At 37.2% G+C, this 22,164-nt stretch carries 23 protein-coding genes; 10 read left to right on the top strand and 13 right to left on the bottom strand.

What is annotated here, in order from left to right; all coding sequences use genetic code 11:
• Positions 1-99 precede the first annotated feature (99 nt).
• The 8 genes from BQ5371_RS03850 to BQ5371_RS03815 all read left to right on the top strand — a co-directional run bounded on the left by BQ5371_RS03850 (position 100) and on the right by BQ5371_RS03815 (position 5,474).
• The gene (locus BQ5371_RS03850; RefSeq protein WP_071132606.1) at positions 100-693 is read left to right on the top strand and encodes an aggregation-promoting factor C-terminal-like domain-containing protein; all 594 of its coding nucleotides are present in this window, start codon (positions 100-102) and stop codon (positions 691-693) included.
• Positions 641-1,804: an elongator complex protein 3 gene (locus tag BQ5371_RS03845; RefSeq protein ID WP_235821176.1), complete on the top strand. Its 1,164-nt coding sequence runs from the start codon at positions 641-643 to the stop codon at positions 1,802-1,804. Before BQ5371_RS03850 ends, BQ5371_RS03845 begins: the two co-directional genes overlap by 53 nt.
• Positions 1,805-1,874: 70 nt before the next feature.
• Positions 1,875-2,156 carry an ACT domain-containing protein gene (locus tag BQ5371_RS03840; protein WP_071132605.1) on the top strand — a complete coding sequence of 94 codons (282 nt, stop codon included), beginning with the start codon at positions 1,875-1,877 and terminating at the stop codon, positions 2,154-2,156.
• A gap of 11 nt (positions 2,157-2,167) precedes the next feature.
• Positions 2,168-3,532 (top strand): PFL family protein, encoded by a 1,365-nt coding sequence (locus BQ5371_RS03835; protein ID WP_071132604.1) that lies wholly within the window; start codon positions 2,168-2,170, stop codon positions 3,530-3,532.
• Positions 3,533-3,927: 395 nt separating this feature from the next.
• Positions 3,928-4,545, top strand: a complete 618-nt coding sequence (locus BQ5371_RS03830; protein WP_071132603.1) for a TetR/AcrR family transcriptional regulator — start codon at positions 3,928-3,930, stop codon at positions 4,543-4,545.
• A gap of 108 nt (positions 4,546-4,653) precedes the next feature.
• Positions 4,654-4,872: a hypothetical protein gene (locus BQ5371_RS03825; RefSeq protein ID WP_071132602.1), complete on the top strand. Its 219-nt coding sequence runs from the start codon at positions 4,654-4,656 to the stop codon at positions 4,870-4,872.
• A 31-nt stretch (positions 4,873-4,903) separates the two neighbouring features.
• A complete protein-coding gene (locus tag BQ5371_RS03820) occupies positions 4,904-5,176 on the top strand; it encodes a type II toxin-antitoxin system Phd/YefM family antitoxin (protein WP_071132601.1) in 273 nt (90 codons plus the stop codon).
• A complete protein-coding gene (locus BQ5371_RS03815; protein ID WP_071132600.1) occupies positions 5,157-5,474 on the top strand; it encodes a type II toxin-antitoxin system RelE/ParE family toxin in 318 nt (105 codons plus the stop codon). The genes BQ5371_RS03820 and BQ5371_RS03815 overlap by 20 nt, the downstream gene beginning before the upstream one ends.
• A gap of 120 nt (positions 5,475-5,594) precedes the next feature.
• Here the strand turns inward: BQ5371_RS03815 and BQ5371_RS03810 are convergent, their stop codons facing one another.
• From BQ5371_RS03810 to BQ5371_RS03800, 3 genes are all read right to left on the bottom strand, one after another.
• The gene (locus tag BQ5371_RS03810) at positions 5,595-7,703 is read right to left on the bottom strand and encodes an InlB B-repeat-containing protein (protein WP_071132599.1); all 2,109 of its coding nucleotides are present in this window, start codon (positions 7,701-7,703) and stop codon (positions 5,595-5,597) included.
• A gap of 369 nt (positions 7,704-8,072) precedes the next feature.
• Positions 8,073-8,531, bottom strand: a complete 459-nt coding sequence (locus tag BQ5371_RS03805; RefSeq protein ID WP_071132598.1) for a hypothetical protein — start codon at positions 8,529-8,531, stop codon at positions 8,073-8,075.
• 208 nt (positions 8,532-8,739) lie between these two features.
• Entirely contained in the window at positions 8,740-10,275 is a 1,536-nt protein-coding gene (locus tag BQ5371_RS03800) for a ClC family H(+)/Cl(-) exchange transporter (RefSeq protein ID WP_083377417.1), read from the bottom strand.
• A 283-nt stretch (positions 10,276-10,558) separates the two neighbouring features.
• Between BQ5371_RS03800 and BQ5371_RS03795 the strand changes: the two genes are divergently transcribed.
• Positions 10,559-10,963 carry a DUF5684 domain-containing protein gene (locus BQ5371_RS03795; protein ID WP_071132596.1) on the top strand — a complete coding sequence of 135 codons (405 nt, stop codon included), beginning with the start codon at positions 10,559-10,561 and terminating at the stop codon, positions 10,961-10,963.
• Between the two features lie 97 nt (positions 10,964-11,060).
• On the opposite strand, the gene BQ5371_RS03790 is transcribed toward BQ5371_RS03795, so the two are convergent.
• The 6 genes from BQ5371_RS03790 to BQ5371_RS03765 all read right to left on the bottom strand — a co-directional run bounded on the left by BQ5371_RS03790 (position 11,061) and on the right by BQ5371_RS03765 (position 16,213).
• Positions 11,061-11,861 carry an SDR family NAD(P)-dependent oxidoreductase gene (locus tag BQ5371_RS03790; protein ID WP_071132595.1) on the bottom strand — a complete coding sequence of 267 codons (801 nt, stop codon included), beginning with the start codon at positions 11,859-11,861 and terminating at the stop codon, positions 11,061-11,063.
• A gap of 243 nt (positions 11,862-12,104) precedes the next feature.
• Positions 12,105-12,464, bottom strand: a complete 360-nt coding sequence (locus BQ5371_RS03785) for a Lin0512 family protein (RefSeq protein ID WP_071132594.1) — start codon at positions 12,462-12,464, stop codon at positions 12,105-12,107.
• Position 12,465: 1 nt separating this feature from the next.
• Positions 12,466-13,350 carry an L-serine ammonia-lyase, iron-sulfur-dependent, subunit alpha gene (gene sdaAA / locus BQ5371_RS03780; RefSeq protein WP_071132593.1) on the bottom strand — a complete coding sequence of 295 codons (885 nt, stop codon included), beginning with the start codon at positions 13,348-13,350 and terminating at the stop codon, positions 12,466-12,468.
• The gene (sdaAB, locus tag BQ5371_RS03775; RefSeq protein WP_071132592.1) at positions 13,347-14,009 is read right to left on the bottom strand and encodes an L-serine ammonia-lyase, iron-sulfur-dependent subunit beta; all 663 of its coding nucleotides are present in this window, start codon (positions 14,007-14,009) and stop codon (positions 13,347-13,349) included. Before sdaAB ends, sdaAA begins: the two co-directional genes overlap by 4 nt.
• A gap of 119 nt (positions 14,010-14,128) precedes the next feature.
• On the bottom strand, positions 14,129-15,646 hold the full coding sequence (locus BQ5371_RS03770; RefSeq protein ID WP_331462933.1) for a DUF1846 domain-containing protein: 1,518 nt from the start codon (positions 15,644-15,646) through the stop codon (positions 14,129-14,131).
• Between the two features lie 93 nt (positions 15,647-15,739).
• Positions 15,740-16,213 carry a DUF1934 domain-containing protein gene (locus BQ5371_RS03765; RefSeq protein ID WP_071132591.1) on the bottom strand — a complete coding sequence of 158 codons (474 nt, stop codon included), beginning with the start codon at positions 16,211-16,213 and terminating at the stop codon, positions 15,740-15,742.
• A 177-nt stretch (positions 16,214-16,390) separates the two neighbouring features.
• On the opposite strand from BQ5371_RS03765, the gene BQ5371_RS03760 reads away from it, so the two are divergent.
• A complete protein-coding gene (locus tag BQ5371_RS03760) occupies positions 16,391-16,813 on the top strand; it encodes a flavodoxin (protein WP_071132590.1) in 423 nt (140 codons plus the stop codon).
• 197 nt (positions 16,814-17,010) lie between these two features.
• On the opposite strand, the gene BQ5371_RS03755 is transcribed toward BQ5371_RS03760, so the two are convergent.
• From BQ5371_RS03755 to BQ5371_RS03740, 4 genes are all read right to left on the bottom strand, one after another.
• Positions 17,011-18,099, bottom strand: coding sequence for an InlB B-repeat-containing protein (locus BQ5371_RS03755; RefSeq protein ID WP_071132589.1), 1,089 nt, complete (start codon positions 18,097-18,099; stop codon positions 17,011-17,013).
• Positions 18,100-18,266: 167 nt separating this feature from the next.
• Positions 18,267-18,968, bottom strand: coding sequence for a V-type ATP synthase subunit D (locus BQ5371_RS03750; protein WP_071132588.1), 702 nt, complete (start codon positions 18,966-18,968; stop codon positions 18,267-18,269).
• Positions 18,969-18,996: 28 nt separating this feature from the next.
• Positions 18,997-20,391: a V-type ATP synthase subunit B gene (locus BQ5371_RS03745; protein ID WP_071132587.1), complete on the bottom strand. Its 1,395-nt coding sequence runs from the start codon at positions 20,389-20,391 to the stop codon at positions 18,997-18,999.
• Positions 20,384-22,162, bottom strand: coding sequence for a V-type ATP synthase subunit A (locus BQ5371_RS03740; protein WP_071132586.1), 1,779 nt, complete (start codon positions 22,160-22,162; stop codon positions 20,384-20,386). The genes BQ5371_RS03745 and BQ5371_RS03740 overlap by 8 nt, the downstream gene beginning before the upstream one ends.
• Positions 22,163-22,164 lie beyond the last annotated feature (2 nt).

Below are 22,164 nucleotides of genomic sequence, written 5' to 3'. Positions count from 1 at the left end.
AAATAGCCCAAGCTCTTTTTGATTATTTTTTCTATTATTCACAAAAGCAATCTATATTTATGATAAATTATTACACAAAATTAAGGAGTTTTTATAAGTATGCAATTATTTATATCCAGATTAAAAAAAATATTGATTGTGGAAATTTGTATTCTTTTCGTTTTAATTTTCATCTTTATGCAAACCGTATACTCTATGGCAGTGGAGCAGAGCAAATCTGTTTCAAAATCTGCCATTCAAATATCTGAACTAATGAAAGATAATTCAAATGCCGTAAATGAAGCTATTGAAAAAAAGCTTGAAGAAGAACGAAAGGCAAAGGAGCTCGAGGAGCAAAAAAAGAAAGAAAAAGAGGCAGAAATAGCAAGGCAGATGTCAGCGAGTATTCCTAGTGGCAATGTAAAAGATGTGTTTTTACAGCTTGTTCTCGAAAAGGGATTGTCAAGTGCCGAGGCTTCCGGCTGGGCAAATATAATTAGCCATGAGTCAAATTGGAGAGTTAATGCAAGAAATAGTAGCACCGGTGCATATGGACTAGGGCAAGCACTCCCAGGTAATAAAATGGCGGGCTATGGCTCGGACTGGGAAACAAATCCTAGAACTCAGCTTAACTGGATGTATTCATATATGATAGGTAGGTATGGCTCAATATCGGGAGCAGAGCAATTTTTCAACAGTAATGGCTGGTACTAAGATGGGTAATTTTAGAAGCCAAAAAAAGCACGCAATAATTCCTATATTTATTCCTCACTATGGCTGTGGATACGATTGCGTCTTTTGCAATCAGAATAAGATTACTGGTGTAAAATCAATTCCAAGTTATGAAGAAGTTGAATCTAAAATTGATAAATGGCTATCGACGCTAAGACCTCTTTCAGAGGATTCTTTCAATTATGCTAAATCTGATAATTATGCTAAAACCGTTGAATTAGCTTTCTATGGCGGAAGTTTTACAGGCATACCCATGGAGGTTCAGTCCTCTTACCTTGATATTGCAAAGAGATATAAAGAGCTAGGAAGAATAGACAAAATTCACTTATCAACAAGGCCCGATTATATCGACGAAAATATTTTAGAAAATCTTAAAAGGCACAGCGTTGATACCATAGAACTTGGAGCTCAGAGTTTTGATGATGAAGTCCTTATGGCATCTAAAAGGGGACATGATTCAAAATGCACTGAAAAATCTGCCAAGCTTATTAAAGATTATGGATTTGAGCTCGGCTTGCAACTCATGGTCGGGCTTCCTAAGGATACCTTGAAATCCTCAGTTCATTCTGCACATGAAGTAGTTAGGCTTTCTCCTTCTCTTGCTAGAATATATCCTACAGTCATGCTTGAGGATACTGAATTATTAAATATGTATAGGAATGGAGAATATAAACCGTTAACGAGAGATGAGGCTGTAAAAAGAGCCAAAGCCATATATTTGATACTTGAAAAGGCGGGAATCACAATAATGAGGGTCGGATTAAAGAGTGGCGATATAATTGATAATTCTGTTATTGACTCCCCTGCTTATCATCCTGCATTTAGACAGCTTGTCGAATCTGAAATTGCAAGAGATAGGATAGAAAATTTGATAAATGCCAATCGAGATATTTTAAGTGATAAGTCTAAAAAAAGTGATGAGCCTAAAATAAAGGTTGATATTTGTTCTTCGCCTAAGTGGTTTTCAAATATGTTAGGTAATAAAAGTGAAAATAAGGAGTATTTTAAAAATAAATTTTCAAATCTTGATTTAAAATATCAGATTGACCGCTCGATTGGTGATGGTGATTTTAAAATTGTAATAAAAGATTAGCACAATCTTCTCAGTAATTTTTTAGCAAAGGATTTAATACATCAATTAACTCTAGGTAAAGGAGAAAAAGATGAAAAATAATAATGAAGCAAGAGCAATTGTAACCATAATAGGTAAAGACAGGGTCGGTATACTTGCAGCCGCAGCCGTAGAAATTGCAAAAATGGGTGCAAATGTAATAACCGTTAGTCAAAATGTCAATTCAAGTCTTTTCACTATGATGATGGAAATAGATATAGAGAATATGACGGGTTCATGCGATGACTTATCCAAAAATATATCTAGCAGATTAAAGGATATGAAGGTCTCTGTCATGAATTCAGAAATTTTCAATTCCATGCACACTATCTAGGAGGAAGATTAATGTCTTTAGTAAATTACGATGATGTCATGGAAACAATTTCCATGATTCAAGAAGAAAATTTAGATATTCGCACTACAACAATGGGAATCTCTCTCATAGATTGTGCCGATAGTGACATAGATAAATCATGCAATAAAATTTATGATAAGATATGTCGCCGTGCTGAAAACCTAGTTGCAAAAGCTGATGAGATAAGCAATGAGCTCGGTATCCCAATTGTAAATAAGAGGGTATCTGTCACACCGATTTCCATACTGCTTGGCGTATCGGGAGGAGATCCAGTAAAATATGCACTTACACTTGATAAAGCTGCAAATAGCGTCGGAATAAATTTTATCGGCGGTTATAGTGCCTTGGTTCAGAAAGGTCTAAGTGCAGGTGATGGAGAGTTAATCGAATCCATTCCTGAGGCACTTGCAAGAACAAATCTGGTCTGCTCATCAGTTAATATCGGTTCAACAAAGGCAGGCATCAATATGGACGCGGTGGCTAAGATGGGTTTTCAGATTAAAAAATCCGCTGAGCTCACAAAGGATAATCAGTGCATTGGTGCTGCAAAATTAGTTGTCTTTTGCAATGCAGTCGAAGATAATCCATTTATGGCAGGAGCTTTTCATGGAACAGGTGAAGCCGATTCAGTTTTAAGCGTAGGAGTATCGGGACCTGGGGTTGTAAGGTCTGTTCTAAGTTCAATGCCTAGCGATGCTCCTCTTGATGAGGTTGCTGAAGCTATCAAAAAAACAGCTTTTAAGATAACTAGGGTAGGTCAGCTTGTTGGAACAAAGGTTGCTAAATCATTAAATCTTCCTTTTGGAATTGTAGATTTATCCCTTGCTCCAACCCCTGCCGTCGGAGATTCCGTAGCACACATTTTAGAAGAAATCGGTCTTGAAGAGTGCGGTGCTCATGGCACAACTGCTGCCCTTGCCATGCTTAATGATGCAGTAAAGAAGGGCGGGGTTATGGCATCATCTTCTGTCGGAGGTCTATCTGGAGCTTTCATACCGGTCTCTGAGGACGCAGGAATGATTGAAGCTGCCCGCTCAGGTTCTCTATCAATAGAAAAACTTGAGGCCATGACTTCGGTATGCTCTGTAGGTCTTGATATGATAGTCGTTCAGGGAGATACGACTCCTGAGGTCATATCTGCAATAATTGCAGATGAAGCAGCTATAGGAATGATAAATTCAAAGACGACGGCTGTAAGGTTAATTCCGGCAATAGGCTTAAAAAGTGGTGAAGAACTCAATTTCGGAGGACTTCTAGGATATGGACCGGTAATGCCTCTTAAAACAAAGTCCCCTGCAAAGATGATTAATCGTGGCGGAAGGATTCCAGCACCTATACAGAGCTTGAAAAATTAAGATTTTATAAAACAAAATTAAACTATCTTAGTCTTTAGATAAATAATAAATAATAAATAACAAGATAATAAAAAATATAATAGTTAATATAAATTTTATATCTATTTTTCAATTATCCGTATAAACACTATACATTCAAGTATTTTAAGGTATAGAAGAACATTCATTTTACCACGAATTTACCACGATTGAATGAGCCATGATATTACAATAAAATAACTAAGGGAGATATCATATCTGTGTATCTCCCATTTTTATATATTAGATAAATTAATCGTTTACTTCTAATGCAGTTCTATTATTGTTTTTGGAATAGAAATATTGACAAATATTAAAATTGCTGTAGGATATAACAGTGTTATGTAGCACTGTTATATAAATAAGGAGGTGCGATAGTGAGTGAAGAAGAACAGACAACACTATCCTTAATTCATTCAGCGGCAATGCAGGAATTCCTTGAAAAGGGCTATAAATCTGCTTCTTTGCGGAATATTGCCAAAACAGCAGGTGTGACAACAGGTGCATTCTATGGCTACTATGACAGCAAAGAGGATTTATTTGAAGCACTGGTAGGTGAACATTATAATTTTTTATTGAATCGTTTTTGTAAGGCACAGAAAGATTTTACAGAAATTCCACAAGAGGAACAGCCTGACAATCTTACTTCTACTTCTGGTGAATGTATGTATGAAATGCTTTTGTACGCCTATGAACACTTGAACGAATTTAAGCTCATACTCTGCTGCTCAGAGGGAACGCGTTTTTCAAAACTGATTGATGAAATGGTGGAAATTGAAACACAGGGCACACATGATTATTTAGCGGTTCTTGAAAAGTTAGGCAGACCTGCACCGCCTATAGATGAACGCTTAGATCATATCTTAATAACGGGAATGTTTAATACCTTTTTTGAACTGATTGTGCATGAAATGCCACTTGTAGAAGCAAAACATTATCTGCAAGAAATGAGGGCTTTTTATTCTGCTGGGTGGATGAAAATTATGGGACAATAAAAAAGAATTATTCTTTAGGGCGATTTGCCCTAAAATTTTTACACATAAGTTATTTAATTCTAACTTTGCGTGGTTTAAAACAAAATAAAAATTTAAGGAGGTTTTGATATGAAAAAACACTCTACTCTATCAAGATTCATGAGTTATGCCGGAGGGTATAAGATATTGACCTATCTTTCATGGGCATTGTCTGCAATGAGTGCTTTGTTAGCACTTGTGCCTTTTTGGTATATATGGCGTATTATTCACGATATACTGGAAGTTTCCCCACTAATTATCAGTGGAGATTTCTATCCCCCCCCTATTGTAATTAAGATAAAATTATGATATTATCTTGATAGCAAAGGAGGTCTATACTATGATTAATATTCGTCCGGTTTCTGATTTAAGGAACAAATTCCCAGAAATTGAAGAAACTGTTATAGGTTCAAATGCTCCTGTATTCCTCACTAAAAATGGTTATGGAACAATGGTACTTATGAGCGTTGAACAATACTCTGCTCTTACAGATGATGTTGAAAGAAAGCTTGATGAAGCCGATGCCTTGGCAGCAAAATCTTCTATTCGTCTTTCTAAATCTGATATCTTTGGTAAAGTGAGAAGCAGAATAGATGAACAAACAAAATTATAAATTAACTTTTCTTCCGTTATTTGAAGAAGACTTACTCGATATTACTAACTATATAACTAACACATTAAAAAACCCTAGTGCTGCTCATAGACTGGTTGATGATATAGAGCTAGCAATTATCAAAAGGCTTAAAATGCCTCGCAGTTATGTACCTTATCAATCATCAAAATTAAGAAGACATCCTTACTACAGGATTAATGTTCGAAATTTTTCTATTTTTTATGTAGTCATTGATGACACTATGGAAGTTCGTAGACTTTTATATTCAAAACGAAATATTGATGAACTACTGAAATAATAATGCACCCACCTTTACATGTATCTATGATATATTAAAAATCAATTCTCTATTTGAAAACATAAAAAATGGCTCACATGCGATTTCACATGTAAGCCACATTTTTGATTTTTTATAATCTTACTTTAGATTTTTCTTATTTCTTCTAGCATTTAGAATAAGCATTCCACTTGTTGCTGCTAGCAATCCTAAAACATAAACATACATCATTCCATTATCGCCAGTTTTTGGTGATGTTTTATCACTAACAGCGTTTTTCTCCCATACTGCAGTAAATGTATGGTCAGCAGCTGTTACTTTATATTTATCTCCCGGATTGTATCTGCTTCCTTTCCAGTAACGGAAGGTATATCCGTCCCTTATCGGTGCTTCAGGTAGTGTGAAATACGTACCTTCTTTTACAGTATAAGTTTTAGGTGTTGTTGTTCCATCTGCCCATTTACCACCATTAGGGTTAATGGTAATGACTGATTCATTAGCTACTGCAGGCTTGTCTTTCCAGATTGCTTTAACCGTGATATTAGCATTAACTGTAATGCTGTCCCCGACTGCCTTTTCGATGCCATTTATGCTCCATGCTTTGAACTCTTTTCCTGCAGGAGCAGTAAAGGCACAAGCAGGTAATGTGTAAGATGAACCTATATCAACATTAGCGTCTGCCATCGTTCCTGTTCCACCGTTTTTGTCAAAGGTTATAGTAAACTCTTCCTTGTAGGTTACATTTAAGGTAACCGACAGGTTATAATTGTCCTTAGCTTTATAGGTATAGGTCACCTCAGATGGCTTTGTGTTATTAAGATTGAGGGTGCTTTTCGAGACGCTTGCACCTGCCCATCTGCTCGCCTTTAACGGGTCAAAGTTTCCTGGTAATGACGTAAGGTCAAAAGTCATAGTCTTTTTACCTACTGCGATGTCGTATTCTTGATTATTTCCATTGAAGCCGCTGATCAGCTGGTTTTCTTTAAGATCAAGGCTTGTCAGTTTGTTACTGCCGCAATCAAGAGACTCTAGTGCCAGGTTTTTCGTTACATCTAAGGTAGTCAGTTGGTTATTGAAGCAAATAAGTGTTTCAAGTGCCGTGTTCCTCATTACATTTAAGTCTTTCAGCTGGTTTTGAGAGCAAAAAAGTCCTTCAAGTGCCAGGTTTTTCTTTACATCTAAGGTAGTCAGTTTGTTGTCGAAGCAAGAAAGAACCTTTAGAGCCGTGTTCTTCATTACATTTAAGTCTTTCAGCTGGTTTTGAGAGCAATTAAGATACGCTAGTGCCGGGTTCTTCGTTACATCTAAGGCTTTCAGCTGGTTTTGAGAGCAATTAAGATACGCTAGTGCCGGGTTCTTCGTTACATCTAAGGTAGTCAGTTGGTTTTCGAAGCATTTAAGGCTTTCAAGTGCCGGGTTTTTCGTTACATCTAAGGTAGCCAGTTGGTTATAGCTGCAATCAAGATACACTAGTGTTGTGTTCTTCGTTAGATCTAAGGTAGTCAGTTGGTTGTCGAAGCAAGAAAGATCCTTTAGAGCCGTGTTCTTCATTACATTTAAGTCTTTCAGCTGGTTTTGAGAGCAATTAAGATACGCTAGTGCCGGGTTCTTCGTTACATCTAAGGCTTTCAGCTGGTTATTGTAGCAAGAAAAATCCTTTAGAGCCGGGTTCTTCGTTACATCTAAGGTAGTCAGTTGGTTTTCGAAGCATTTAAGGCTTTCAAGTGCCGGGTTTTTCGTTACATCTAAGGTAGCCAGTTGGTTATAGCTGCAATCAAGATACACTAGTGTTGTGTTCTTCGTTAGATCTAAGGTAGTCAGTTGGTTTTCGAAGCATTTAAGGCTTTCAAGTGCCGGGTTCTTCGTTACATCTAAGGTAGCCAGTTGGTTATAGCTGCAATCAAGATACACTAGTGTTGTGTTCTTCGTTAGATCTAAGGTAGTCAGTTGGTTATGTTTGCAAACAAGTTTTGTTAATCCCGTAAAATGCTCTACCCCCCTAAGTGACGTAATATTTTTTGTGTTAACATCTATCTTTGTCACTGCATTAAGTTCATCCTGGGATAATGTATGGTTATTATCCTTGTCAAAATTCTCCGAAACATAGTTCCTGAAGTTCGCATCCGGGAAGTTTGTGGCATCAATCGCAACACCTACCGGTGCTGCCCATGCAGGCACGGCAAACAGGTTCATTAAGACAAGCATCAGTGCAAGTAATAATGTGATGCTTCTCCCTTCCTTTATTTTCATAATTTTACCTCCTTATATTTTTATGCTAAATAAAAAAATCAAAATTATAGATGACGATTTAAGTTGCTCTATCTATTTTAAGCAAGATAAACAATCAAAAATCCCACGCATCAAAATAAATGCATAGGATCCTCTATTAAACTTATTTGAAATTGCAAAATAGGCAGAACTATCTTGTCTATCTAACAACACTAGCGTATTAAGATTAAACATGTAAATTCCTTTTTGTATATATTCTTCTTAAGGATATCACACCTTGCTATATTTGCAATAATTTTAATTAAATTATTTGTTGTTTTTATATAAATATATTACATTTTTTACACTCTACTAATTTTTACTTCCTTGACAGTTCTATTTTCTTCTATATTATATATCTATTTCCGTTCCATTCTTAAACACTGCGGTATACTCCCCCTTATCTTTTATTAAAATATAGTCCAGTAATCCTGACCATAAGTCCTCGTCAAATTCAGTAATTTCGCCATCAATCCCGTCTAGGTTCTTCAAAAAGTTTAGCAAAATTGTTTTCTTATTTTGCTTCAGTTCGATTTTATTATTTATGTCTGTTAACCTGTCTCTTGTTTCTTGGTATTTTAATCTTATTTGATTTTCTCTTTTTAAATATTCTTCCTGATTTTGAGCAGTGTTCGCATTTGCTTTTATAAGGCTATTCATCTCAGATACTATAACTTCAATTTCTCGCTCAAGTTTACTAGATTCCTTTTCGAAATCAGTAGCTGAGCATATATCACCTATAAGGCTATTCATTTCTTTAGTAACTGCCTTCTTTACTTTTGTAAGTTTATTTAATGCTCTTATAAACATATCCTTTATTTCATCTTCAGTAAAATTTGGAGATCTGCAAGGTTTACCTTTATTCTTATACTTAAAAGCAAAATGCCCGTAGTGCCTACAAAATAAGGCTTTGTGTACATTTAAGAATATATAAAAAGATAGTCAAAAAGACATATATAATTTAAATAGAATAATATTTAAACATAAAAAAATAAGCTTAAACTTTTAAGCTTATTTTTTATTTCATAAGTGTCCTGCACCTAACAAGCATTCTTCTATCTGCTTCCGCTATATCGGAATTTTTACAGAGGATTTCAAGCACATCACCTGCTTCAATAACGGTCATTCCTCCCGGTATTATCTCTTCACCACCTCTATTTATGCTAACCACTAAGCATCCGTGCGGTAGATTAATCTTGCTTATAGTCTTTCCAGCCATATAAGAGCCTAAAATTACATCTGTCGTTATTATTACCTTTTTATCCTCATCAGCTCTTCTTTTACCTGATTCATCAATGCTTATATTTTCAACCGATTGAGATTTACCCATTCTCTTTCGTAAAAGCTGATCATATATTGGCTGTGCTCCTAGAAGGTCTGCTATAACATAGGCGATAAGCGATGTCAAAGACATGGCAAGCAAGCTGTAGAAATTTCCTGTCATCTCAGTCAGAAGAATTATACCCGTTACAGGGGCTCTAACTATAGCTGAGAAATATCCCGTCATCGCCATAAGTACAAAGGCTGTGATATATTTTTGGTCAAGTCCGAAAGTTACTCCAAGTATACGGCAGTACATTCCTCCGATTAAGGCACCAAGCACTAAAAGTGGCAAGAATATGCCGCCAGGTGCACCTGAGCCAAAGCTTGCTGTTGAAAAAAGATATTTAACTAGGAATAAAATCAGTATTCCGATAAGTGTCATTCTGCCTGCACTAACCTCGGTGACAAGATTGCTTCCACTACCAAGTGCTAATGGAAAAATGAAGATAAGAGCAAAACTTGTTAAGAACATTATTCCTATCCTCATTTCAGGAATTTTAATCTTTTGAAAAAGATTTTGCATAAAATCAATTGTCTTATTATATAAGGCTCCTAGCAAGCCCAAGATTATGCCAAGGGTAAGCACTGCCCAATATAACTTTAAAGGTATCCTATATTCGATGTCGAAATTAAATACAGGAACTACGCCCAAAATATTGGCTGTGACGAAGTCTGATGCTACTGAAGCGGATAGTGTTGTTATAAGAACTCCGGCACTGAAATTTTTGTGCAGTTCTTCAAGCCCGAACAAGGCTCCCGCGAGGGGTGCTCCGAAAGCGGCGGAAAGGCCTGCTCCGGCACCCGCGGTTATCAACATTCGCTCCTCGGTCAGCACGGTGTGGCGGGTGCGAGCAAAGCCTTTGCCGAGCATGGCTCCGATCTGGATGCTCGGCCCCTCGCGACCCAGTGCGAGGCCGCCGCTTATTGCAAGAACGCAGCCCGCGAGCTTGCCAATTAGAACCCTTGCCCAGTTCTGGTCAATCTGACCCTTCATCTCACCTTCTATCTGTGGGATTCCAGAACCTCCAATCTCCGGCTCAAATCTTAGAAGAAGTGCGACCAAGACTGCGATAATCATTAGGAGCAAGAAAGTTACCATAACTCCCTCTATTCCTGAGCCTGCATAAATTACGAGCCTTCTTCTCATCTGCTCTGCAATAGTAAGAAGCCATCTAAATGTCCCCACGACTATGCCTGCTATTATTCCAACTGCTATTCCCTCTAAGACCAATCTATATTTAAAACTCGTTTTAACACGAATATTTTTTACTATCGACCCACGATTAATTATTCCTACCTCCTAATTAAAATCTATTTCTAAATTCTCATTGATGAGTGATAAAACAATTTAGGCTAATTATACTATAAACTGTGTTTTGTGCCAATTCACTTAGTATATGCTGATCCATATGTTTTTTTATATTATATATTGATTTTTGCTCTACCCCCCCCCTAAAATTTTATTGTTAAATTTATTAAAAGGCTTATTTTAATTATTAATTAATGGAGGAAATATGGATTATAGTCAAACTTATTATTCTAATTCATTATTTGAAAGTACAGGTTTTCTTATTTTCTTATTTGTATATGCTATTTTTTCAATCATCGTCCTTTGGAAGGTATTTGTTAAATCAGGTATTCCTGGATGGTGGTCAATAATCCCTTTTGCAAATTGGTATAAGATGTTTGAATTGTATTGGGCAAAAGGAAAAGGCTTTATGTTCATATTACTTTTTATCCCAATAGCAAATATAATTATAAGTATAATGCTCTACTCAAAGATGGCAAAGTCTTTTGGAAAAGGCGGTGGCTTCGCAGTGGGTTTGATATTACTTAACATTGTATTTATGCCTATCCTTGCCTTCGGAGATGCTTCCTATATCGGTCCTGATGGAATACCTATTTATAATAAAGAATAGAAACATAAACATTTAGATTTTTTATGTTTTTAAGTTTATTTCATAAAAATACCCTCCCTACTGGATTATCCGGTAAGGAGGGTAAATATCTTGCAAACTACGGTCTAAGTCCCATTCCACCTTCAAGGGTCAAGGTTTCACCCGTCATATATTTAAAATCTGGTGAAGCAAGCTGTACGCAGGCTCTACCTATGTCCTCTTCAGGTCTTCCGAGATAACCTATTGGAGGAATCTTAACATTTGCTTCATAAGCCTCTGGATATTCCTCTTTAAATCTTTCTAAAGCTGAAGTATAAGCAAGAGGACATATGATATTTACATTTATTCCGTCCTTTGCCCACTCTGTTGCAGCAACTCTTGAGATTCCTCTTATTCCCTCTTTTGATGCCGCATATGCTCCCTGTCCATAATTACCGAAAAGTCCTGCACCAGATGCAAAGTTGATAACAGTTCCCTTGGTTTCTTTCAGATATGGATAGCAAGTTTTCATATAATAAAATGTTCCATAAAGTCCTGAATATATAGCTAGGTTGAACTGCTCCGTTGTATGATCTGCTATGCTCACTCCCGATGCAGAAGCTTGAGCAAGGTTAATCAATACATCAATCCTTGAAAACTTTTCTATGGTTTTATCTATGACATCTTTGACTATTTTTTCATTGTCACTTCCATATGACACATCTGCTGAAATAGGAAGTACTTCAATTCCATATTCTCTTTCAAGTTCTTCTTTTGCTTTTGAGAGTTTACTCACATTTCTGCCTGTTATAACTAGGTTTGCTCCCTCCTTTGCATATGCAAGGGCAATGCCATATCCAATAGCTCCTGCTGTTCCATCCTTTAAAACAGCCTTTCCTCCGCCTGTTATTATCGCAGTCTTACCTTTTAAAAAGCCCATTTTTTTCACCTCTCTTTTTTCGCTAATTACATTGTATTAATCAAATTCCTTTTGATTAGTATTATATTTTATCTTAGTTATATTAATTAATTACATTAAGCCTTATCTTTATTATATTAATTAATGCCTTTTATCTTATCTTTGCTATATTAATTAATTGCTTTTTGCTTTATCTTTTCAATGCAAATTACATTCGTAATATTTTTATGTATATATTCTGTATATATTATTTATTAAAGATATTTAAACATTGACATATACAGTCAGGACTACCAATGCCACTGTTATCTCAGTCTTTGGTTTTCCATTTAAGGCAATGCCTTCTGGATTTGCTCCTCCTTTATGGACAAAGGCTTCTACCTCCCACATATCTAGGTATTTAGTAACAACATCAGCATCAACTTCTTCAGGGTGTGGTGCATATATATCCGCCCTAATGCGTGCTTCTTTCTTCCTATCTTCAATTTCAAAAATTTCAGAAATCCCAGCCATACAGCAGTGATGAATTGCATCTTTAGTCGCCTTTAAAACTGCGTTGTTCTGGTCACCGCCGTGCATATCAACTCCCTGCCCTATTTCAATAATAAGTCTTTTAAATGCCATATTATCCTCTCCTCTTGTTTAAACTCTTTGTAAGTTCTTTTGCCGTATTAGTTGCAGCAAGTCCTCCTCTGGCTGTTTCTCTAAGGTCTTGGTGCATTGATTTTCCTACATTTGCCATCGCTTGAACTACTTCATCAAAAGGTATAAGACTTGATATTCCTGAAAGCACCAAATCCGCCGAAAGTATTGCATTAGCACTTGCAATCGCATTCCTCTTTATACATGGACATTCAACAAGTCCTGCTACTGGATCACACACAAGACCAAGGCAGTTTTTAATCGCTATTGCAGCAGCAGAAAAAGCTTCTTCAGGTGTTGCCTTGCACATCTCAGCCAGTGCTGCCGCTCCCATTGCCGCTGCTGTTCCCGTCTCTGCCTGGCATCCTCCGGAAGCTCCGGCAATAGAGGCATTCTCAGCTATTATACATCCGATTGCTCCAGCCGTTAATAGTCCATTAATTAAAGTTTCCTCATCGAATCCCCTTTGGTTTTCGCCACATTCAATAAGGACTGCGGGCAATATTCCGCTTGCTCCAGCAGTTGGAGCTGCGACAATCTTACCCATGGAAGCATTGGTTTCCGCTACAGCCATAGATGAGGCAATAATTTTTGCCATTCCCTTTCCCATATTAGTTCTACCTGCGAATCTTGCAATCTTTATCGCGTCACCACCTGTAAACATTCCATGCTGATGATTATTTTCATCCAAGCCAGAATTTATGGAGCTTCTCATTATGGACAGATTGTTCCTTAGCTCATCTCTAATATCTTTTTCACTTCTCATGCTCTCTTCCATCTCCGACCTTAGCATGAGTTCTGATATGCTTATCTTCTCTTCTTTACATATTTTGCATATGTCTTTACCGCTGTGAAATTCGTATCTCATATAGTGCTTACTCTCTTTATCCCTGGTGCACATTCTAAAATTTTTCCTAGCAATTCCTTTGGCACCTCTTCATCTGTTTCAATTACCATGCTTGCATCATTATTTCTAGATGTTCTAAACACCTTCATGAATGCAATATTTATTCCCTCATCTGCGAGGCTTGCAGTTATCTTGCTTATAACCCCTGGCATATCTGTGTGAAAAACTAGGAGAGTTGGATATTCGCAGGTAAATGACACTTCCATACCATTTACCTCCCTGACCTCGATATTACCTCCGCCGACTGACACGCCGAGGACTTCAACTATTTCCCCAGACTCGCCATATACCTTTATTCTGGCAGTGTTTGGATGGATAGAATCTTCTTCTGAAAACTCAAAATCTATGTCAATGCCTCTTTCTTTTGCAATTTCAAATGAATTTCTAAGTCTCTCATCTTCTGGAGAAAAACCGAGCAAACCGCCTGCAATCGCCCTATCTGTTCCATGACCTCTTCCTGTTTTTGCAAAAGATTCGTATAGTGTAACCCTTGCTTTTTTTACTTCTTCACCAAGGAGGAGAAGCGAAATTTTCCCCAGCCTTGCAGCTCCTGCTGTATGAGAGCTTGACGGTCCTATCATTCTCGGACCTATGATGTCAAAAAGTCTTGCTTTTTTCATTATAATACCTCTTTTATTCTTAAAAAATATTCGTATTCTATGTAATTATCATATGCGATTACTATTCTTTAAGCACACGCGATTACTATTCTTTAAGAATTTAGCTTAGATTCCTATCCTTAGCGTGGATATAGGTTGTTAGTTGAAAACTCAGGGTTTGATGTAATGTCAATGCCAAGTTGCTTAAGCGTCTGCTCATCTCTTTCAGATAATATCGCTGTGCAATGTGCTTTTAATCCCTTTAAATCCTTTAGATGGTCATAGGCATTTCTCGCATCTTCTCTCGTCATGCTCGTGATTGCAAGTGCTAAAAGAACTTCCTCGCAGTTAAGTGCTGACCTATCCCTATGGAGGGTTTCAACATTCATATTCCTCATATTATTAAGAATTTCCGGAGATATAATTAGGGCTTCATCTTCAATGCCCGCCATGTATTTTGCTGCATTTAGAATCATTGCAGCACTCGCAACCATTCTCCTAGAACTTCTTCCTGTTATTATCTTTCCATTTGGAAGCTCTATGGCTGTTACAATTATATTCTCATAACGCTCTGGATTTTGCTTCCTTTTTTTCTCAGCATATTCCTCGGCAGAACTTACGACTTTTCTATCATATCTATTCATCTGCACTTCTTCCATGATGAGTTTCATTCTCTCAAGTATGTTTTCATCTATTAAGCCTTTCTTATAAGCTACTTCTGCGAGCAGGTATCTTCTAACGATTTCCTGACTAGCTGCTTTTCTACACTCATCGTCATTTTCAATGCTGAATCCAACCCTATTTACTCCCATATCTGTAGGGCTTTTATAATCGAGCTCGTTGCCTGTTATCTTATCCAAAATTCTTTTAACGACAGGAAAAGCTTCTATATCTCTGTTGTAATTAATTGCAGTCTCATTATATGCTTCAAGGTGAAATGGATCTATCATATTTGTATCCTTTAAATCCACAGTAGCCGCCTCATAAGCAATGTTTACAGGATGTTTAAGAGGCAAATTCCACACAGGAAAAGTTTCAAACTTAGCATATCTCGCCTTTTCTCCACGCCTATACTCATGATATACCTGCGAAAGAGATGTTGCGAGCTTCCCCGAGCCACCGCCGGGTCCTGTAATTACAACCAAAGGTTTTTTTACTTCTATATATGGATTCATTCCATATCCTTCATCGCTAACGATTGTGTCTATGTCCGTAGGATAGCCCTTTGTAAAATAGTGCTTATATGTCTTAATTCCACTTCTCTCAAGTCGATTTATAAAATTAGTTATCGATGGCGATTCAATATATCTTGTCACAACTACAGAATTGATGCTGAGATCATACTTTCGGAACTGATCTATCAATCTCATAACTTCTAAATCATAAGTAATTCCAAAGTCCTGCCTCGTCTTATTAGAAATAATATCTCCAGCATATATGCAGATAATAATTTCTGCGTGCTCCTTCATCTTCTCTAGCAATTTTATCTTAGCATTTTCGTCAAAGCCCGGCAGCACCCTCATTGCGTGCTTATCCTCAACCAGCTTCCCTCCAAATTCAAGATATAGCCTGCCCTCTCCCTTTTTTATTCTATGGAGTATGTATTTTGACTGTTCTTCAATATATTTTTCTGCATTAAAAGCCGTCATATTTGTCATAGTATTCCCCGCGTTCCTTATCTTTCTCTTATTATTTTGTTTAAAAAATTTTATTATAAAATTGCCTTAACTTATTAATAATATCCAATCTTGCTAGCTTGGCAATACCTCTATCTCTAATTTATTTCTCCTATTTATCATCTCGTCAAATTTTATATTATAATCTGCCATTATTACACCATATCCCTGTTTATCTAGGGTGCCTTTAACCGAATGTGCATATACCTCGACATCAAGAGTTGCCATAGGCAATACATATCTGGTCAGATGTACTATCCCCGTTTCCAGATGAAGATCCAGCTGTTCGTCGCTATTTTCTCCGTGGTGCTCGACATTTAATACCCCGTCTTTGAATGTAATTTCTGTTCTCACTCCGCTAAGTCCGGTTGCTTCTGACTCCTCGTAATTAATATGTGTATAATCTTTACCAAAATCCATCATGCCCTCTGTAAAAATCTCAATAGAGTCGTCTAGTTTTAGTTTTTTTTCAAAGGCTTCACCCTTTGGTTCAAGGCTTTCAGTAAATTGCTTGCTCAATATTCTTAAATTTACCTTTTTCTTATCCATATGTTATCTCCATAGCATATAGCATTAACTTAGTCGATTAATTATAGCATTATTTTGTTGACAAATCATTATCTGAGTATTATTATATTAGTGAGTTAGATTAATCTAACTCAATTGAATCTGATAATTTTTAATATTATTTATTACATTTTTTTATAGAAATATAGGAGGATTAAAATGAGTAAGGTCGCAGTAGTTTACTGGAGTGCAACAGGAAATACCGAAGCAATGGCTAATGCTATTAAAGATGGTGCAAAGGAAAATGGTGCAGAAGTTACAATTTTTGACGCATCGGATTTTAATTCAGAAATGATTAAAGATTATGACAGCATAGCTTTCGGCTGCCCTGCAATGGGTTCTGAGCAACTTGAAGAAGAAATTTTCGAACCTTTATTTGAAGATTGCGAGACTAAGCTTGACGGCAAAAAGGTCGTAATCTTCGGTTCTTATGACTGGGGTGACGGAGAATGGATGAGAGAATGGGAAAAGAGATGCATAGATCATAATATCGACCTCGTTTCTCCGCCTCTAATGTTACATCTAACCCCTGATTCAGAGGGAATTAGCGATTGTAAGATTGCTGGCGGAACGCTAGCTTAATCGGTAGCCGTTATTATTTTAAAAAAATGATTAATTAAATTACTAATATAAAGTTTTTTTATTAGGATTATTATTAAAACTAGATTTTCTATCTTAAATTATATTTATTTAAAAGAGGGAGTTATCAAAAACCCCCTCTTATTTTTTTACTTATTTACCTATTTATTAACTTATTTATTTACTTATTTTTAACTTGTTTATTTTTCTTCATTATATTTTCTGCTTATAGCAATCATCGATATGCCTGACAGAAGAAGAATGAACATAAGAGAAAAGAGCGAAGTATTGTCACCGGTTTGTGGTGAGTTCTTCATATTTTTTGAATTCATATCTTTCGCGTCTTTATCTTTATTATTATTATCATTTGTAACCTTATTCTTCTCCCATACCGCTACAAACTCATGCTCTCCATCGACCATATACTTATCGCCTGGCTGAAGCATTGAACCTTTCCAGTATTTGAAAGTATATCCGTCTCTCGTAGGTGCATCAGGAAGAGTGAAATATTCACCTTTTTTAACCATAAAAGTCTTTATAGATGTATCGCCATTCCAGTTGCCTCCTTTTGGATTGACCGTGATAGCAAATTCTTCGTTATGTGCAGGCGGATTAGGCTTTGCATTCCACTTTGCATATACTGTCATATCCTTTGTCAAGGTGACCTCTGTAATCTTATTTGTTAACTGCATATCCTCATACCAGCCGTCAAAATCGAATCCTTCTTTTACCGGCATATATTTTGTAAGGTCAATTTTAGTTCCTTTCATCTCAATTAGAGGTCCAATATTGCTTCCACCGTTTGTATCAAATGTTAGCGTGCTTTGAACTGGCTCTGTCAAAATTGGTAAACTAAATATTACTTTTCTTTCCATAGAACCTGCGTCAGTGGTGTCCTTAATTGGATTTCCTATTGCTCCAAGATTTATATTCTCTTTGGTAAGACCTGCCAAATCATAGCCGTCTTTTGGCTTAAAGCTTACTCTTAAGCGGTAGCTTTCATCAGCTTTAAATACACCCTTTGCATAAACCCAATCATCCGCTGCCTCATCAAATCTAAAAACCTCAAAATTTGTGACTCTTATTCCATCAGTCTGACAACCAACATTTATTCCATTTGTATTGCCGCCAATCTTATAAAAATAAAGATTGAAATCTACCTTTGTAATGTGATTTATTTCTCCTCCCTGTGGCTCTGCATAGGAGGCACCTGCAAATACGGTAGGCAGGACTAATAGTAATGCCATAACAAGACTTGCAAGTAATCTAAGCCATTTATTTTCTTTCATATAAAATCTCCTCATTTTTTATTTAGCTCTAGTTAACTATTATTAATTTAATTTGAATTTGTTATACATTTTCTCATAATTTAATTTAAATTGGAATATGTATACAAAAATTTGTTTAAAAAAACATCTGCATATTGCAGATGTTTTTTTAAATATGTTTATTTTACCTAACTTTTCATCCGTTTTTCAAATTCTTCCATCTTTTCTCTGTTCTGCTTTATCTCTTTCTGCCTTTCTTCTTCAAGCATCATATCCTTGACCTTCATAAGTCTTGTCTGACTGTCCCTATCATTTTCATCAAGTTTCATTCTGATATATTTTATGGTTTCCTGATAATCAGGAATCTTAACATATTCGAGAGCATTAACCCTCCTCCTAGTCTTTTCAATCTCATCTGCGAGGAGAAATGCCTCTTTTTCCATTGACGATAGCTTGAGCAATTTAGGAAAAAGATCTGACAATTTTTCTATCGACTTGTCAAGCTCTCCTGATGTTGTAGCAAAGCCGTAAGGATATACATCTGATGAATCATTTGAATTTAGTTCATAATCAAACTCAGGAACTATGACGCTCATTACATTTTTTTCACCGGCAATAAGGTTAACGCTTTGCTTAGGATACATAAGTGCTTCTTCAAGAATTTCGGGCTGTATCACCGCTCTTGCAACGGAAAAGCTTCCATATACATCTTCGAGCATCGGTTCAACTTCTTCACGGAGTATCTTTATCTCCTTAGCCAAATCTATGAAATTCTTCATAAGCTCATCTCTCTTATCCTTGAGAAGCTTATGCCCCTTTACCGCAACCTTTAGACGACCTTTTAATGTCGTCATAACCATTCTTGTCGGGTTCACATTAAGTCTTGCCATGTACTAACCCCCTGTGCAAATTAAAATACTATTCTTCTTCATCAGCTGTATTTTTACCATAATAGTATTTGTCAACATATTCATCGTGAATACGCTTTAGTTCTTGTCTTGGAAGATCTTTTAAGAGTTCCCAGCCAATGTTCAATGTGTCTTCTATTGAACGATTTGTATAATATCCTTGATTTACATATCTCTTCTCAAAATGATCAGCAAATCTTGCATATATCTTGTCTGTTTCTGACAATGCCGCTTCACCCAGAATTGACATGAGCTCCTTTGCGTCCTTTCCTCTCGAATAAGCTGCAAAGAGCTGGTTCATGGTATCCGCATGGTCTTCTCTCGTCTTGCCCTCTCCTATTCCCTTATCTTTTAATCTGGATAGAGATGGCGATACATTTACAGGTGGCTTAATCCCCTTTCTATATAGCTCTCTAGAAAGAATAATCTGCCCCTCGGTTATATATCCTGTTAGGTCAGGGATTGGGTGAGTTATGTCATCCTCAGGCATTGATACGATAGGAATCATCGTAATAGAGCCGTCAACTCCCTTTTTCTTTCCCGCTCTTTCATACATAGTAGCAAGGTCAGTATATAGATAACCTGGATAACCTCTTCTTCCAGGGACCTCTTTTCTTGCTGCAGATATTTCACGAAGAGATTCGCAGTAATTCGTAATATCTGTAATTATTACAAGAACATGCATATTCTTTTCAAAAGCTAAGTATTCAGCAGCCGTGAGTGCCATTCTAGGTGTAGAAATTCTCTCTACAGCAGGGTCATTTGCAAGATTTAAGAACATTACAGTTCTATCTATTGAGCCAGATTTTCTAAAGTCATTGATAAAGAAATCAGCCTCTTCATATGTAATACCAACTGCAGCGAATACTACAGCAAAATTCGAGTCAGTTCCTCTTACCCTTGCCTGCCTTGCAATCTGAGCTGCAAAATCCGCATGGGGAAGTCCAGAGCCTGAGAAAATCGGTAGTTTCTGCCCTCTAACTAGGGTATTAAGACCGTCTATAGCCGATACGCCTGTCTGTATAAATTCGGACGGATATTCCCTAGCTGCCGGATTCATAGGTTCACCATTAATATCCATCATCTTTTCTGGAATTATCTCAGCACCACCGTCTATGGAATGTCCCATTCCGTCAAATACTCTACCTAGCATATCTAAAGACACGCCTAACTGAGCACCGTGTCCCAAAAATCTAACCTTACTATCATCGAGGTTCATTCCTGCTGATGATTCAAACAGCTGAACTAGAACATCATCTCCATTTATTTCAAGAACTCTGCAGTGTCTTGTTTCTCCATTGCCAAGCTCAATCTGTCCAAGCTCATCGTATCCAACATCTTGAACACCCTTTACGAGCATCAATGGACCTGATACTTCTGATATTGTCTGATATTCTTTAATCATCGGCTTCACCTGCTTTTCTGATTAGATTTGCAATATGTGCATCTATATCTTGTTTTATTTTGTCATATCCTTGGTCTGCAATACTTTCTTCTAGGTATTTATATCTACCAATATCTTCTCTCGATGGCATAAAGAATAGGTCGTCAAGATTTATTTCCTTGTCAATCGCTTCATTACACCTGTCATAATAGTAGAGAATAATATCCATCAGTTTGAATTGTTTATGCATTGAGGCGTATGTATCTACCTCATGGAAAGCGTTTTGGTGAAGGTAATCCTCTCTTATTACCTTGCATATTTCAAGCTTCATCTGATCTTTCTTGGATAGACCGTCCATTCCTACGAGCTGAACTACTTCATTTAGCTCGCTCTCTTCCTGCAAAAGTCTCATCATTCTTGCTCTATGACTTGTAAACTCTTTGTCTATCTTCTCATTTAGCCATGGACCTAGCCTATCCTCGTAAAGTGAATATGAGGTTAGCCAGTTGATTGCAGGGAAGTGCCTAGCGTGTGCAAGGTTTGCATCAAGTCCCCAGAAAACTTTAACAATTCTGAGCGTTGCCTGAGATACAGGCTCTGAAATATCTCCTCCAGGAGGTGATACAGCTCCTATAGCAGACAATGAACCCTGCCTTCTGTCTTTTCCCATACATATTATCTTTCCTGCTCTTTCGTAGAATTGTGCAAGTCTTGATGAAAGATATGCTGGGTAACCTTCTTCACCTGGCATCTCTTCAAGTCGTCCTGACATTTCACGGAGAGCTTCCGCCCACCTTGATGTCGAGTCAGCCATGAGTGCTACTGAATATCCCATATCTCTAAAATATTCTGCGATTGTTATTCCTGTATATACAGATGCCTCTCTAGCTGCAACTGGCATATCTGAGGTATTCGCTATGAGGATTGTCCTTTTCATGAGTGGCTCTCCCGTTTTAGGGTCTTCAAGCTCAGGGAACTCATTTAGTACATCTGTCATCTCATTACCACGCTCACCGCAGCCTATATATACAACTATGTCAACCTCTGCCCATTTTGCAAGCTGGTGCTGTACAACCGTCTTACCCGAACCGAATGGTCCTGGAACTGCTGCAGTACCACCCTTTGCTAGAGGGAACATCGTGTCAATTACTCTCTGACCTGTTATTAATGGTTCATTCGGAGGAAGTTTTTCAACATATGGTCTTTGAACTCTAACCGGCCATCTCTGAAGCATGGTAACATCGTGATCATCTCCATTATCATCGGTTACAATGGCTACCACTTCATCTATTGTATAAGTTCCACTTTTTATCTCTTTAATGGTTCCCTCTATGCCCTTAGGAATCATTATTTTGTGAAGAACTGCATTTGTTTCCTGAACAGTACCGATAATATCGCCCATGCTAACCTCATCTCCCTCTTTAGCAGTAGCGACAAAATCCCATTCCTTGCTATGATCGAGTGCCGATTCTGTAACACCTCTTGTGATATTAGATCCGGTTTTTTCTATCAGTTTAAAAAGTGGACGCTGAATTCCATCATATATAGTTTCAACCAATCCGGGCCCTAGCTCTACAGATAATGGAAGTCCCGTTGTATGAACGGGTTCTCCTACTTTTAACCCCGCAGTTTCCTCATATACCTGTATTGATGCTCTACCATCACGCATCTCAAGTATTTCTCCGGTCAGCCCGAGTTCACCAACCCTTACAACATCACCCATATTTGCACGGCTCATTCCTGTAGCCGCTACGAGAGGTCCGGAAATCTTAACAATTGTGCCTTGTTCCATAC

Origin of the sequence: Alterileibacterium massiliense, from assembly GCF_900104645.1 — a bacterium.
Classification (GTDB): domain Bacteria; phylum Bacillota; class Clostridia; order Peptostreptococcales; family Anaerovoracaceae; genus Alterileibacterium; species Alterileibacterium massiliense.
Note: the sequence above shows the minus strand (reverse complement) of the source record. Positions and strands in the feature narration are given on the sequence as shown.

Coding starts and splice junctions, on each gene's coding strand:
- BQ5371_RS03740 (WP_071132586.1), bottom strand. CDS start 22,162: ATGGAACAAGGCACAATTGTTAAGATTTCCGGACCTCTCGTAGCGGCT.
- BQ5371_RS03750 (WP_071132588.1), bottom strand. CDS start 18,968: ATGGCAAGACTTAATGTGAACCCGACAAGAATGGTTATGACGACATTA.
- BQ5371_RS03770 (WP_331462933.1), bottom strand. CDS start 15,646: ATGACAAATATGACGGCTTTTAATGCAGAAAAATATATTGAAGAACAG.
- sdaAB (WP_071132592.1), bottom strand. CDS start 14,009: ATGAAAAAAGCAAGACTTTTTGACATCATAGGTCCGAGAATGATAGGA.
- BQ5371_RS03765 (WP_071132591.1), bottom strand. CDS start 16,213: ATGGATAAGAAAAAGGTAAATTTAAGAATATTGAGCAAGCAATTTACT.
- BQ5371_RS03840 (WP_071132605.1), top strand. CDS start 1,875: ATGAAAAATAATAATGAAGCAAGAGCAATTGTAACCATAATAGGTAAA.
- BQ5371_RS03745 (WP_071132587.1), bottom strand. CDS start 20,391: ATGATTAAAGAATATCAGACAATATCAGAAGTATCAGGTCCATTGATG.
- BQ5371_RS03825 (WP_071132602.1), top strand. CDS start 4,654: ATGAAAAAACACTCTACTCTATCAAGATTCATGAGTTATGCCGGAGGG.
- BQ5371_RS03755 (WP_071132589.1), bottom strand. CDS start 18,099: ATGAAAGAAAATAAATGGCTTAGATTACTTGCAAGTCTTGTTATGGCA.
- BQ5371_RS03790 (WP_071132595.1), bottom strand. CDS start 11,861: ATGGGCTTTTTAAAAGGTAAGACTGCGATAATAACAGGCGGAGGAAAG.
- BQ5371_RS03805 (WP_071132598.1), bottom strand. CDS start 8,531: ATGTTTATAAGAGCATTAAATAAACTTACAAAAGTAAAGAAGGCAGTT.
- BQ5371_RS03760 (WP_071132590.1), top strand. CDS start 16,391: ATGAGTAAGGTCGCAGTAGTTTACTGGAGTGCAACAGGAAATACCGAA.
- BQ5371_RS03850 (WP_071132606.1), top strand. CDS start 100: ATGCAATTATTTATATCCAGATTAAAAAAAATATTGATTGTGGAAATT.
- BQ5371_RS03845 (WP_235821176.1), top strand. CDS start 641: ATGGCTCAATATCGGGAGCAGAGCAATTTTTCAACAGTAATGGCTGGT.
- BQ5371_RS03815 (WP_071132600.1), top strand. CDS start 5,157: ATGAACAAACAAAATTATAAATTAACTTTTCTTCCGTTATTTGAAGAA.
- BQ5371_RS03820 (WP_071132601.1), top strand. CDS start 4,904: ATGATTAATATTCGTCCGGTTTCTGATTTAAGGAACAAATTCCCAGAA.
- BQ5371_RS03785 (WP_071132594.1), bottom strand. CDS start 12,464: ATGGCATTTAAAAGACTTATTATTGAAATAGGGCAGGGAGTTGATATG.
- sdaAA (WP_071132593.1), bottom strand. CDS start 13,350: ATGAGATACGAATTTCACAGCGGTAAAGACATATGCAAAATATGTAAA.
- BQ5371_RS03810 (WP_071132599.1), bottom strand. CDS start 7,703: ATGAAAATAAAGGAAGGGAGAAGCATCACATTATTACTTGCACTGATG.
- BQ5371_RS03795 (WP_071132596.1), top strand. CDS start 10,559: ATGGATTATAGTCAAACTTATTATTCTAATTCATTATTTGAAAGTACA.
- BQ5371_RS03835 (WP_071132604.1), top strand. CDS start 2,168: ATGTCTTTAGTAAATTACGATGATGTCATGGAAACAATTTCCATGATT.